Raw genomic sequence first — 13,097 nt, 5'->3', positions numbered from 1 at the left:
GCTAACTTTAGTATTCAGCTTAAACAACAGACTATAATTAGCATTATTAGTCAGAGGTGGGAAAAAAGCAATGTGTGCGATAGCACTCTTTGCTTTTGTGTGGTTGGTTTTTCAGCTTGTGGGTAACTGGTTATATACCAACAAATATATGTATTTATCGGTTTAAATTTCGGGATAAGAGAACATTTATATTGGTTTTATCGGTTTTGCCCATTTGTTTTAAGGCACTGTCCAGCGGGTTGGTTATTTGCAACAAGTCCTTGCGGCTCACATGGGTGTAAATCATGGTGGTTTCTGGCTTGGCATGTCCCAATAGCTCCTGTATGTAACGCAAATCCACACCATTTTCTAATAAATGCGTGGCGTAACTGTGCCGCAATGTATGTGGTGTCACGGGCTTGTGTATTTCAGCAGCTTTACAGCAACGCTTTAAAAACTGTCTAATGCTTTCTGCACTGTATTTGCCACCACTTTGCCCTTCAACAAAATATACTTTAGGTTTGTAAGTATGGTAGTAATTTGATAGCAACGGAATAAAACTTTCGGCCAAACTCACATAGCGGTCTTTACGACCTTTTCCATTTTTTATGGCAAGTTGTTTCCTGTCAATATTAATATCGGTCAGTTTTAAATTTATTAACTCACTAATACGAAGGCCACAAGAATATATGAGGGCTATTATAGCACGATGCTTCAAATTTTGGGTGCACCTAATTAAATCAATGATTTCATTTTGTGATAACACTAATGGCAATGTTTTGGATTTTTTTGGTCGGGTTAATTGCAAATTGCTAATCTGGGTATCGGGATAATAAATAATAAACTGTTTAACGGCACTAATAAATTGACGTTGACTACTAATAGAATAATGTCGTTTTATAAATACAGTTTCAATAAAAGCACGAACCTCTTTTATGGTTAATGTATTGATGTTTTTAGCGTTATGAAACTCAATAAAATCGGCTACAAAAAAACTATAAGTATCTACAGTGCTTTTGCTATACCGTTTTCCCTTCAAAAACCTATAAAAACCATTTAGTAAATCCCTATTACTTTGGGTAAGTGTTCTTTTTCCCTTTGGTTTTGAAGACCCAACTTTAGTTTTAGGGGTATTAAACAGTTGGGAGCTGTTTATGATAGCATGACCTTTAAAAACCGAAAAAATAAGCTTTAGGTTTTCTGGGTTGTTTGCAATATACCAACTTTTTAGAGTTTTGCTCCACTTGGCATTGGGCAAATGCTTGACCACATCCATCAATACCCAGTCATGCTTAAATCCTATAAGAATTTGATTAGCCTGCCTATGCTGGGCACGAGATAGGGTTATTATAGGTAACTGGCTCATTTTTTATTGAAATATAACAAATAAAATAGCTATAAACAATAGCCCGAAGACCCGTTAATCCTCAATTTTTGATAAGCTTCTTCCACAATCCTTCGAGAATCCTCCCTAAAAACTGCATTTTTAAAGCCCATTCTCGAACAATCCTCGAACAACACTCGAACAAAACCCCCTAAAAATCATGAATTTGTGTCAAATGGTGTCAATGTGTGTCAATATGTGTCAATGTGTGTCAATATGTGTCACGGTCTTGGTACTTAAACCATTAGCACCTACTTTGGCTGCATGTTTAACCCCAAATTTTATGCTTATGGCAACTTTTGAAAAAGGTATTTTAGGCGGATTCTCCGGTAAAGTGGGCAACGTAGTTGGCGCCCGTTGGAGAGGTCAAAATATCATGCGTAGTTTACCACAGCGTGGCGACTACAAACCTACCGAAGACCAACTACTACAACGCGAGCGTTTTAAAACCGTGGTTACCTTCTTAACACCCCTGCGTGGGTTGTTAAGCAAGTACTTTGGCAAAAAGCAAGGTGTTAAATCGCCTTACAACCTGGCAACAGCCTACCATTTAACCGAGGCCCTAACGGCTATTCCCGGTGGTTTTGAAATAGACTTTACCAAGGTGCTCATTAGTAAAGGCGATTTGCGCGGCATGGAAACACCCACGCTGGCTGCTGCTGCCAACCAGGTATTAGACCTAGGTTGGGCAGACAATAGCGGGCAGGGTAATGCCAGCCCTTTAGACCAATTGGTAGCCGTGGTGTTTGCACCCGCAACCCAACTGTATCAAATTTTTGAGTTTGTGGGCACCCGCGAGGAAACCGCCGTGCAATTAACCTTACCCGGCTTTATGGCCGGGCAGGAGGTACAGGTATGGGCTAGCTTTGTAACCGAAACCGGTAAACTGGCGGCCACAAGCACCTATTTGGGTGCGGTTACGGTGTTGTAATCCCAAGACTAGATAGTTTAAAAAAGGTCTTTGCTGTTGTGCAAGGGCCTTTTTTTTGTGGGTATTCCGTACAGGCTAAACACGTCATTGCGAGGAGAGAGGCACGAAGTGGGAAGCCTGTCTGCCGACAGGCAGGCAATCTCACAGTCGATAGGCTGAACCAACGGATTGCTTCGGTCGTGCCTCCCTCGCAATGACGCTAGGGTTTTTATTTTTCTTTATTTGTAACGTATTAAGAACGTCATTGCGACCACGAGGAACGAAGTGGGAAGCCTGTCTGCCGACAGGCAGGCAATCTCATAATCGATAGGTTGAACCAACGGATTGCTTCGGTCGTGCCTCCCTCGCAATGACGCAAGGGTTTTTATTTTTCTTTATTTGTAACGTATTAAGAACGTCATTGCGAGGAGAGAGGAACGAACGACGAAGCAATCTCATAGTCGATAGGTTGAACCAACGGATTACTTCGGTCGTGCCTCCCTCGCAATGACGAAAAAATTGTATCTTATTTCTTATGAAAATGTCTTATGTATATTTTTTGGCAAATAAAAATAACACTGTTATTTATGTTGGTGTGACCAGTGACTTATTAAAACGAATTTATCAGCATAAAACAAAAGCTTATAAGGGATTTGCTTCAAAATATAATTGTGACAAACTGGTTTACTACGAAACCTTTACCGATATCAATCAGGCTATTGCAAGGGAAAAGCAAATAAAGGCAGGAAATAGAACTCGAAAAATGAGATTAATTGAAGCAGATAATCCTCAATGGAATGACCTTTCGGATGGCTGGTTGTTTTATTTTGATTAGTTTACCATTGCTATGTAAACGTCATTGCGAGGAGTGCTGAAATGAAAATATAGCGTCATTGCGAGCCTTTCGACTGTCGCTCAAGACAGGCTAAAGCGAAGCAATCTCATAGTCGATAGGTTGAACCAACGGATTGCTTCGGTCGTGCCTCCCTCGCAATGACGCTAGCGTTTTTATTTTTCTTTGTTGGTAACAATAGAAGAACGTCATTACGACCACGAGGCACGAAGTGGGAGGCAATCTCATAGTCGTTAGGTGGAATCAACGATTGCTTGGGTAGTGCCTCCCTCGCAATGACCGATATTAAAAAAAGGTCTTTACGCAACCGTAAAGACCTTTTGCTATTAACATGAGTTATTGGGAGAAAACCATACAGACGGCTCGCCATTCACTCTTCAAAAAAACCTTTGGCCTGGCTTAAGGCTTTGTCCAAAAGCACTTTGTTAATGAGGCTTTTGGGGAACACAATAGTTCCGCCCAATTGACAGGAGGGTAGCTGCTTGCTCATGCGAAGCCTATACACGCTACTGCGGCTAATTTTGAAGAGTTGCATGATATCACCAGTGGTGTACCATGCTTCATTGGCAATCATCTGGGCATCCATAATCAAGGTTGCTGACTGTGGACGCTCTGGGTTTGGTTTGTTTCCCATAGGCATAAAATTTAAGTTGTTATCTTAAAATTAAAGCCTAATGGTTTAAGCTGTAAACCCTTAAAAAACAAGTTTTTAACAAGTGGTTGTTGATAAGGTATTGGTCTTAATGACGACTTCATCCAAAGACACTTTCCGTCATTACGAGGAGTGAGGTACAAACGACGAAGTAATCTGTACAATGAACCTTTCGGTTGTGAGATTGCTTCGCTTTAGCCTGTCTTGAGCGACAGTCGAAAAGCTCGCAATGACAATTTCAGGATCTAAATAATTATTTTAATGAAGACTGATAACTCTTGAAACCGTCCAATGGTCATTGGTTTGTTTCCAAACCACAATAAATCTACTAGCTTTTGATTTATTTTCGGGTGTATTTTTATTATTGAACGTATGGTATCCTATTTCAACAGCTCCAAAGTCTTTTATAGGATAAACCTCAATACTACCTTCAATTAATGTTCTGGTTACCTTCCCGCAAATATTGTTTTCCAGTGCGGTTAAAACTTGCTGTTTTGAAGTCACTAAACCGCCTTGATCGTGATAAAACTCCAAATCTTCTGAATAGAGGGCTTCTTGCGTGGCCATATCACAAGAATTGTAGGCATCAAATAGTTTTTTATCTAGGGCTACAATCGTGTCATAGAGTTCTTGATTAACTGGCACATAAGCCCTGTTTAAAATATCTGGATAGGTTTCTTGAGAATACCCTAATGCACTATTGAGCAGTATGGCGGTAAAAAAAATAAATTGAAGTTTTTGTAGTACCATGTTGTTTACGTTTTTATGGGTGGTTTGTTTGCTAAATGAGTACAGCACCTGGCGAATTAAAGTCAGAAGCAATGAACTTATAGCTGGTGTTGTAAATAGTATTTTATTTTTTCTATAAATACCAATTTAGTTTTCCATTAAGTTCAGAGCAAAGTTCAATTCCAACTTTTCCTGCGTCATCATATGCCATATGAAATTCTACTACTAAATTATTCTTTGCAATTATTGTCTTCAAGTCTACAAATCTTTCGGTCAGGTCATTGAATGTCGCTTTTAACTCTTCCAATTCTCTTAATACAGAATCTTTTTTAATGTTTTCATAATGAACAGTGTTCGTCCAACCTGTCACAAGTAGTTTATTCGAATCGGTTGTCTTAATTGTCACATTGCTTAATTTTAATGGCACTCCATCTACAATTCTCCAAATTCTATCTTGTATGTGTGATTCGTTCATTTTTAATTTCTGCCAACATTTTGGCTATGGTTTAACTTTGTTGAATCTTCGATTGCGTTGCGTGACACGAGCACAGTGACTGGCAAGGCAAAGTCAGAAGCACGGAACAATAGCTGGTGTTGCCTACAGTATTTTTATTTATTAAAGTTATGATAAATATATATAACATCAAGAAACAATTTTCGGTATATCAAAAGTTCAAATTTATCTTCAGGAATACTCATTAAAGCATTAGCTAAATTATCATCATTGAAATTTAAGTCTCCAGATTTTTCAATTTCCCATAAGGATTCCATTACATTATATTGCCAACTTGTTTTGTAGACCATCTCTTTTCTTAATACAACTTGGTCATAGCATTTTAGTTGCGCTTGCCCAATAAAAGGGAATAAGGGAAATGGGTCAAATCCAAGTTGTATTTTGAATTGGTCAAAAAAGTCAGAATCAATGTCACTCTGTTTAATTTGGTTAAATAGGTTTAGATATCCATTTTTGGTTGTATCAGTCAAATAACCTTTTTTAACTAAAGCCTGTTCCAATAGTTTATGAATGTTCTTTTTGACAGTTAAATTTCCACCTGCGGGTCCGATTTCAATTCGGTTTGAGTATTCTAATTCTATGCAAACTTCAAATTCCTTATCAGCTAAATCAGGTGTGCTTTTTTTTGAATCACAGGAAATGATTAACACTAAAATTATTATTTGAAGTAGTTTTTTCAATATTGTCGGCAACGGTTTGGCTATGGTTTGACTTTGTTGAATCCTCCGTCTTGGCTCACCAAAGTTTTGCGCAGGTGAGAGGACTATTCCGCAGAGAAATCAGTTTAAATATAGGTTTTACTTTTTGTTTTTGTAGTATCGCAACACTGAATTATACCAATGTTGAAATTTCATGCTTTTATATTCTTTTAATTCTCATATGTTCTTCTAGTCCAAATCTATCGAACACATAATGGACAATTTGAACTGTCTTGAAATTCCATACATAATTTTTAAATCCCTCGGTTCCGTTAGATTCCGATGTTGGATTTCCAAATTCATTCACGAAATGAGATTGGAAGTCGTTAAATGATTTTTTTGGGTCACTGTAGTCCGTTCTAAAAAACTCCAATTCATTTAAAATTCCATTTTCTCGAGGCTCGAAGTGAAATCCAAGAATACAATTCAGTCCATTTAACGATTTGCATGAAATGGTATAATACCCTGTAGTTACACGCTTAAAGTTGTGTACATTCAGTTTTTGAGCCAATGTCTGTTCATCAATATCCCATGGAATGAAAATATCGGGTTCGTCAATCTTAAATCCTTCTTGAATGTTCATTTCGCTTTTTTTTTGAATCACACCAGTTTGGCTATGGTTTAACTTCGTTGAATCTTCGATTGCATTGTGTTACACGAGCACAGCGGTTGGCGAAGCAAATACGACTATACATTGTTACTCAACGTTTTTTTTATTCAGTTTTTCTTTTACTTTTTTGTAAAAAATAACACCTCCAAATATCGCGATAAGAATTCCAAATATTTGAGTTCCATTTAAAAATGATTCCTCCGTATTTGGTATTATAGTTAATAATATTCCTCCCAAAATCATTAAAATACTAATTCCAGATTTTGAATAAATACCTTCAGATAATACTTCCAAAACTCCATAGAATATTACTACAAATATTACTAAAATTTTATTTTTTGATTTTATTTTATTTCTTTCCAAATCTGAATATATTTTACTTTTCAGTTTTGCGCTATCAAAACGCTGAATTATAGCCGGTGTTGTGCATTGGCTTTTATTTTTTCTTTTGTAAGTTTTACAATATAAAACCCGAAAGTATAAGTCGTTAAAAAGCCTAAAACGATTATAATTCCAATGACTATTAAATTCAGATATAAATAATTTTCAAGTCCACCAAGTAGTAATTGAGAAAACAAAAACACAATCCATATAATCAAATTCACACCAAATGAGAATTCCGCTGAAGTTTTTATAATACTTTTCCCTTGATTTAAACTTTTGGTATTTCTTTTTCCAAAAATCCAGAGAGCAATTGGCAAAGTCAGATATAGTAAAGCCAAGGAAATGAATAAGTAGTTATAGGACAACAATGCTCCAATTCCGATTAATCCGAGTAATCCATCAGAAAAAAGTATTCCAATAAACGTTATTATAAACAAAAATCCCAAACCGAATGTCATTCCGTTTATTAGTGCAACTTTAGCTCCAATGTTTTCTGTTTTATCCATTCAGTCAGGTATTTTTTAGCATGTATACAACGGTTTGGCTATGATTTCGGCGTGGAATCGTCCGCAAGATTTTCCACTGTCCTATATTTAAGATTGTCATGCATCATGAATCATCAATTTACGGGGCAGACTGCACCGCACCCAAGGCATACAATTGTTCTAGGGTCGGACTTGCACTACCGCCAGCTGGCTCTAGGGTAATACCAAAGGCTTCGGAGGCATTGGCATTGCTAATGGTAAAGATTTTATTAGCATCTGTTGTAAAACTGTCTATGGTGCCTAAATTGGTTGGCGTCAATGGGTTTAGGGTTAAGGACCACACCTGGTACACCTTACCACGTGGCGGCTCGGGTAAGCCTTGGGCATCTAGGTAAATGTTGTTAGTCTCCTTATCCCAATAAACCATGGCATAGGCTTCCGGATACACGGCTTGTCCGGCCAAAGGCACGGTAACCATATCCTTATCGCGTATTACAGATAATAGTTTTTGGGCTTCTTCCAAGCTCACTTGGGCTTTGCTAATTTGGTCTTCTAGCAATTGGTTTTCAATTAGCTGTTGGTTGAGTTCGGTTTCCACCGTTTGGATTTCAGACTCTAAAGCACTTTTTTGGTTGAATAGCCAAATCAAGCCACCAGCCAATAATACCGAAGCGGCCCAACCGGTGTAAGTATACCAACGGTTTCGTGGTTTACGGTCTAGGGGTATGACTTTGGGGTCCGTATCATCTAACCCCAAGGCTTGTTTAACCGCTGGGAACAGATATTTGGAATCCCTTGGGCTCACGGCAGCCGTTAGGCTTATCACAGAAGCCTCAATCTTTAGCACTTCGGTTAACAAATCGGGATTTTCCAACAAGCGGTTATACACCGCTTCGTTTTCGGCTTCAGAGAGTGAACCAGCCACGTATAGTTCCAATATTCCAGATTCTATGTATTCTTGATTTGTCATTTAGTTTACATCTAACATGGTGCGTAATTCCTTAATACAATTTCTATTGCGTGTTTTTATCGTGCCCACAGGCATGTCTAACGTTTCAGAAGCTTCTTTTTGGGTGTAACCTTTAAAGTACAACAGCTCAATCACTTCAATGCATTTTTTTGCTAGTTTCTTTACAAATTTTTGGATACCAATGGCATCGGTTTGGCTGTTTAGGTTGTCTTGGTTTTCAAGGATATCTACGAAAAATTCGGCTTGTAGGTTTTTTTTAGAATTCTTAAAGGCTTTTGAACGGGTTTTATCTATGGCTGCATAGCGAGCAATATTAATGAGCCAGGTGAAAAAACGCCCTTTTTTGGCAGAATAACTATCGGCATTATGCCAGGCTTTGATAAACACATCCTGCATGACTTCTTCGGCAATATCGCGGTCCCTGACAATGTTGTAAATAACCCCATGCATGCTGTTACTGTACATATCATAAAGGGTTTCAAAGGCTTTTTCGTCGCGTTCCTGAAATCTTGAAACCAAAAGGTCTAATTGCATAGGCTGTGTTTTATGGATACAAAATAGGCAATAAAAGCCAATAAAAAAAGCTACCGGTTGGTAGCTTTCTGTTTATATTTTATAAGATACGATTACTCAATAACACCAGCACAGCTTATACGTGCTCCTGCTGCACCTGAAGGTTGTGAGGTAAAATCGTCTACACCTTGGTGTACAATAATGGCTTTACCTATAATGTCTTTGGCAGGGTCGCCGCAGCCAATACACCACTCATCGGTAGAAAGAGTAGCGGTTCCGTTGCCATTCTCATCGGCATAAAAGTTGCCAATATCACCTTTGTGGTAACCGGCTTCGTCACCCCATTTACCATGCGGTTGCGCTGTAGGGTTCCAATGGCCACCAGTCGAGGTGCCATCATCAGATGAACAATCGGCTGTTTCATGTAAATGAATAGCATGATTGCCTGGTTCCAATCCAGACATGATAGCGGTAAATTGCACAGTGCCATTCTCTTCTCTAAAAACAGCGTTACCACTCACATTGCTGCCACTTTTAGGGTTTAAGGCTACTTTTATTTTTTTAACTTCTTCCGTTTTGGTTTCCACCACAGCAGGTTCTGCCATTTCCGTAGTTTCAGTCGTTTCGGTTTCTGTGTTTTCTTTTTTGTCTTTTTTGCAGGCCATCACGCTTACAAAAAGTACCATGATTGCCAATAGGCTTATTTTTTTCATGTGTTTAATTTCAATTTTAGTTACCATAAAATTACACATAATTTAAGACATAGGAAAACCTGAAGCGCAAATATGACAATTATCATATTCTGTTTAATCCCTTAACCATACTTTTGAATATAGTTAATAGGTATGACTAGCAAATTGATACATAAATATAATATTGCGGGACCACGCTATACCAGTTATCCCACAGTACCCTATTGGGAAGCCGATACGTTTTCGGCCCTTGCGTGGCAGGACAATGTGCAAACCTCATTTACAGAAAGCAATGCTCATGAAGGTTTGAGCATCTACATTCATTTACCGTTTTGTGAGAGCCTGTGTACCTTTTGTGGGTGCAACAAGCGCATTACCAAGCGCCATGAGGTTGAGGAACCCTACATTAATTATGTTTTAAAGGAATGGGCTTTATACTGTGAGCTGTTCGAGGGCAAACCTCATATTAAGGAATTACACTTGGGTGGTGGTACACCCACATTTTTTTCACCTGAAAACTTACAAACGTTAATTACGGGTATTCTGGAAAAAAGCACACTGGCTAGCCAGTATGAATTTAGTTTTGAAGGGCATCCCAATAACACGACTCGCGAACATTTACAAACCTTATATGATCTAGGATTTAGACGTGTGAGTTTTGGCGTTCAGGATTATAACCTTCGGGTGCAAATGGCTATTCATCGGATTCAGCCTTTTGAAAATGTCCAAACCGTTACCAACACAGCGCGTGAGGTTGGCTATACATCCGTAGGTCATGATATTATTTTTGGGCTACCATTCCAAACCGTAGCGCATGTGCAGGAAACCATAGAAAAAACGAAGTTGTTGCAACCAGACCGTATTGCCTTTTACAGTTATGCCCACGTACCGTGGATTAAGGGGAATGGGCAACGTGGTTTTCATGATTCTGATTTGCCAACCGCAACCGTAAAGCGCCAACAGTATGAATTGGGTAAACAGTTACTATCTGAAATGGGTTATCATGAAATAGGTATGGACCATTTTGCATTGTCAACCGATTCTCTCTATCAAGCTATGCAACGTCAGACATTGCATCGGAATTTTATGGGCTATACAGCCTCAAAAACCCAAATGATGATTGGGTTGGGTGTATCGGCTATTAGTGACAGTTGGTACGGTTTTGCTCAAAATGTGAAAGACTTATCGTCTTATTACCAGTTGTTGGATGAGAATGAGATTCCGGTTTACAGAGGTCATATTTTGACCCAAGAAGATGTGGTGGTTAGAACCCATATTTTGAATTTAATGTGTCATTTTGAAACCTCGTGGCAAGATGATGCTTTGTGCTTTGATGAATTGCCCGATGTGTTGATCAAGCTCCAAGAAATGGAAACGGACGGCTTGATCGCCATTCATTCAAAGGCTATTCAGGTCACCGAAAAAGGACAACCATTTGTGCGTAATGTGTGTATGGCATTTGATAGGCGTTTACAGCGCCAACAGCCCAAAACACAGTTGTTTTCAATGACTGTTTAAGTGGTGTTAATTAAAGATTAAACTCCCTGAAAAGGTGGGTTTTGACTAAAATAAATCGTAACTTATAGTAATATTAAAATAGAATTTGTTTAACCAAAAATAAGAATCATGAAAAAAATTATAGTCCCTATAGATTTTTCTGAATATTCAGATTACGCGTTGGAAACAGCTGCTATGCTAGCTAAAAAGAACAACGCTGAAATATTGGCCCTACACATGTTGGAAATGTCCGAAGCCATATTGACCAAAGGCGATAGTGAAATGCAACAAGAAACTATTTTCTATTTAAAACTGGCCGAAAAGCGCTTCAATGAGTTTTTGGAAAAGGATTATTTAGATGGACTAACCGTAACACCCATTGTGAAGCACTTTAAAGTGTTTAGTGAGGTGAATGAAGTGGCCAAAGAACAACAGGCTGATTTAATTGTGATGGGCTCTCACGGATCCAGTGGTCTTAAAGAGTTTTTTGTAGGCTCCAATACCGAAAAGGTAGTGCGCTATGCTGAAATACCTGTATTGGTCATCAAGCACAATCCAATACTCACCGAGTTTGACAATGTGGTATTTGCTTGTGACTTTTCAGAAGATGCTGTAGCAGCCTATTTAAACGCCAAGCGCATGTGTGATAGCTTGAAGGCTAAAATGCATTTAATCTATGTAAACTTGCCAAGTGAAAGCTTCAAGAGTACGCCAGAAATTGAAGCTAAAGTCAGTGGCTTCTTAAAGAAAGCCGATGGCGATTTAGAAGGCTTAAGCAATGTAGCTTATGTTAATGACTATACCGTAGAAAAGGGTATTACAAGCTTTTCTAATAAGGTAGGAGCAGACTTAATAGCTATCGCTACACACGGTAGAAAAGGACTGGCACATTTCTTTGAAGGCAGTATTTCAGAGGATTTGGCCAACCATGCTACCTTACCCGTTATGACTTTTAAAATTTAAACATCCATAAGTTTAGTTTGAGTTTAATATGTAAAAGGCGTTGAATCTGAAGTTCAACGCCTTTTTATGTTATTAAATATTAATAGGATAAAAATGTCCGAAATATGATAATTATCATATTTTAAGTATGAAATGGTCTCTATTTTTGAGCTATTAAATACATTATCATGAAAACAACACTAAAATTAATGACCCTATTGTTCGCCATGTTAGTTATTAGCTGTGGCGGCAAAGAAGAAAAGAAAAAAGAAAAATTTTCTTATAGTAAAAAAACAGAGCCTGTTGAAGCTACAACTAAAAAGGAAGATAAAACACCAGCCTCTCAACGGGTTGATCTTACAAGTAAGGGAGTAGGTCCTATTAAGGCTATTGAATTGACTGCAGACATAGATCAAACTATGGCAGCACATGGGGAAGAGGTATTCAAAAAAATGTGTACCGCTTGCCATAGACCTAATAAAAAATTTATTGGACCCGCACCAACAGGTATATTGGAGCGTAGATCACCAGAGTGGATAATGAATATGATTTTGAATCCAGAAGAGATGGTTAAAAATGACCCATTGGCTAAGGAACTGCTTATTGAATTTAATGGGTCGCCTATGGCCAACCAAAACTTAACAGAAGAAGAGGCACGTGCTGTTTTGGAATACTTTAGAACACTAAAATAATTTAATTATGGATACAATAAAACGAATAGGTCTTGTTTTGGCATGCATCTGTCTATTTTTTGCATGTAAAAATGAGAACCAAGAAACCCAAAGCACCACTCCAGTAGAAAATACTGAAGAGAAGGTAACAGAGCGATCTGGTCAAGCATTTATACAAGACGACGAGGGAACACCAAATTGTCTTCAAATAGCAATTGGTTCGCCTGATCACAAGACACTGGTAGCTGCTGTTCAGGCTGCACAAGTAGAGAACGCTTTAGTTAACGTTGGGCCTCTTACTGTTTTTGCGCCTACTGATGCTGCTTTTGCTGCGTTACCTGAAGGCACAATAGATAATCTTTTAAAATCTGAAAACAAAAATACTTTGGCAAACATTTTAAAGTATCATGTTACTCCAGGCAATTTAAGTACAACAATCCTTACCAAGCTACCAAAATTAGGACAAGCCAACAACCAAAGCGTACAAGTTGAGGTGGTAGATGGAAAACCAGTTATAGGCGGAGCAAATATTATTGCTAGTATTCCTGCTGGAAATGGTATTGTTCACGTAATCGATAAAGTATTATTACCACCTACAGAAGACTAAAAATAAA

Annotated in this window: 17 protein-coding genes; 6 read left to right on the top strand and 11 right to left on the bottom strand. The window is 38.2% G+C overall.

Features of this window, described 5'->3' with window-relative positions:
- Nucleotides 1-154: 154 nt before the first annotated feature.
- Nucleotides 155-1,345, bottom strand: coding sequence for a site-specific tyrosine recombinase/integron integrase (gene xerA, locus C1T31_RS12055; RefSeq protein WP_103052756.1), 1,191 nt, complete (start codon nucleotides 1,343-1,345; stop codon nucleotides 155-157).
- A gap of 193 nt (nucleotides 1,346-1,538) precedes the next feature.
- Between xerA and C1T31_RS12050 the strand changes: the two genes are divergently transcribed.
- Both C1T31_RS12050 and C1T31_RS12045 read left to right on the top strand, forming a co-directional pair.
- Nucleotides 1,539-2,294, top strand: coding sequence for a DUF6266 family protein (locus tag C1T31_RS12050; protein WP_123912675.1), 756 nt, complete (start codon nucleotides 1,539-1,541; stop codon nucleotides 2,292-2,294).
- A gap of 520 nt (nucleotides 2,295-2,814) precedes the next feature.
- On the top strand, nucleotides 2,815-3,108 hold the full coding sequence (locus C1T31_RS12045; RefSeq protein WP_317047296.1) for a GIY-YIG nuclease family protein: 294 nt from the start codon (nucleotides 2,815-2,817) through the stop codon (nucleotides 3,106-3,108).
- Nucleotides 3,109-3,496: 388 nt separating this feature from the next.
- Here the strand turns inward: C1T31_RS12045 and C1T31_RS12035 are convergent, their stop codons facing one another.
- The 10 genes from C1T31_RS12035 to C1T31_RS11990 form a co-directional block, all read right to left on the bottom strand.
- Complete coding sequence (locus C1T31_RS12035; RefSeq protein ID WP_165780108.1) at nucleotides 3,497-3,760, bottom strand: helix-turn-helix domain-containing protein; 264 nt, start codon at nucleotides 3,758-3,760, stop codon at nucleotides 3,497-3,499.
- A 276-nt stretch (nucleotides 3,761-4,036) separates the two neighbouring features.
- Nucleotides 4,037-4,528, bottom strand: coding sequence for a nuclear transport factor 2 family protein (locus tag C1T31_RS12030; protein WP_103052751.1), 492 nt, complete (start codon nucleotides 4,526-4,528; stop codon nucleotides 4,037-4,039).
- Between the two features lie 112 nt (nucleotides 4,529-4,640).
- Entirely contained in the window at nucleotides 4,641-4,982 is a 342-nt protein-coding gene (locus C1T31_RS12025; protein ID WP_103052750.1) for a hypothetical protein, read from the bottom strand.
- A 134-nt stretch (nucleotides 4,983-5,116) separates the two neighbouring features.
- Nucleotides 5,117-5,701, bottom strand: a complete 585-nt coding sequence (locus C1T31_RS12020; RefSeq protein WP_103052749.1) for a hypothetical protein — start codon at nucleotides 5,699-5,701, stop codon at nucleotides 5,117-5,119.
- A 178-nt stretch (nucleotides 5,702-5,879) separates the two neighbouring features.
- The gene (locus C1T31_RS12015; protein WP_123912674.1) at nucleotides 5,880-6,302 is read right to left on the bottom strand and encodes a hypothetical protein; all 423 of its coding nucleotides are present in this window, start codon (nucleotides 6,300-6,302) and stop codon (nucleotides 5,880-5,882) included.
- A gap of 114 nt (nucleotides 6,303-6,416) precedes the next feature.
- A complete protein-coding gene (locus C1T31_RS12010; protein ID WP_103052747.1) occupies nucleotides 6,417-6,692 on the bottom strand; it encodes a hypothetical protein in 276 nt (91 codons plus the stop codon).
- 47 nt (nucleotides 6,693-6,739) lie between these two features.
- Nucleotides 6,740-7,219, bottom strand: coding sequence for a hypothetical protein (locus C1T31_RS12005; RefSeq protein ID WP_103052746.1), 480 nt, complete (start codon nucleotides 7,217-7,219; stop codon nucleotides 6,740-6,742).
- Nucleotides 7,220-7,337: 118 nt separating this feature from the next.
- Entirely contained in the window at nucleotides 7,338-8,168 is an 831-nt protein-coding gene (locus C1T31_RS12000) for an anti-sigma factor (protein ID WP_103052745.1), read from the bottom strand.
- Nucleotides 8,169-8,702 carry an RNA polymerase sigma factor gene (locus C1T31_RS11995; protein WP_103052744.1) on the bottom strand — a complete coding sequence of 178 codons (534 nt, stop codon included), beginning with the start codon at nucleotides 8,700-8,702 and terminating at the stop codon, nucleotides 8,169-8,171.
- A 92-nt stretch (nucleotides 8,703-8,794) separates the two neighbouring features.
- On the bottom strand, nucleotides 8,795-9,394 hold the full coding sequence (locus C1T31_RS11990; RefSeq protein WP_103052767.1) for a superoxide dismutase family protein: 600 nt from the start codon (nucleotides 9,392-9,394) through the stop codon (nucleotides 8,795-8,797).
- Between the two features lie 132 nt (nucleotides 9,395-9,526).
- Between C1T31_RS11990 and hemN the strand changes: the two genes are divergently transcribed.
- From hemN to C1T31_RS11970, 4 genes are all read left to right on the top strand, one after another.
- On the top strand, nucleotides 9,527-10,891 hold the full coding sequence (gene hemN / locus C1T31_RS11985) for an oxygen-independent coproporphyrinogen III oxidase (RefSeq protein ID WP_207764282.1): 1,365 nt from the start codon (nucleotides 9,527-9,529) through the stop codon (nucleotides 10,889-10,891).
- Nucleotides 10,892-10,999: 108 nt separating this feature from the next.
- Nucleotides 11,000-11,833 (top strand): universal stress protein, encoded by an 834-nt coding sequence (locus C1T31_RS11980; protein ID WP_103052742.1) that lies wholly within the window; start codon nucleotides 11,000-11,002, stop codon nucleotides 11,831-11,833.
- A gap of 167 nt (nucleotides 11,834-12,000) precedes the next feature.
- Nucleotides 12,001-12,504 carry a c-type cytochrome gene (locus C1T31_RS11975; RefSeq protein WP_103052741.1) on the top strand — a complete coding sequence of 168 codons (504 nt, stop codon included), beginning with the start codon at nucleotides 12,001-12,003 and terminating at the stop codon, nucleotides 12,502-12,504.
- A gap of 7 nt (nucleotides 12,505-12,511) precedes the next feature.
- Nucleotides 12,512-13,090: a fasciclin domain-containing protein gene (locus tag C1T31_RS11970; protein WP_103052740.1), complete on the top strand. Its 579-nt coding sequence runs from the start codon at nucleotides 12,512-12,514 to the stop codon at nucleotides 13,088-13,090.
- Nucleotides 13,091-13,097: the final 7 nt, after the last annotated feature.

It is taken from the genome of Hanstruepera neustonica, from assembly GCF_002895005.1.
GTDB lineage: Bacteria > Bacteroidota > Bacteroidia > Flavobacteriales > Flavobacteriaceae > Hanstruepera > Hanstruepera neustonica.
Note: the sequence above shows the minus strand (reverse complement) of the source record. Positions and strands in the feature narration are given on the sequence as shown.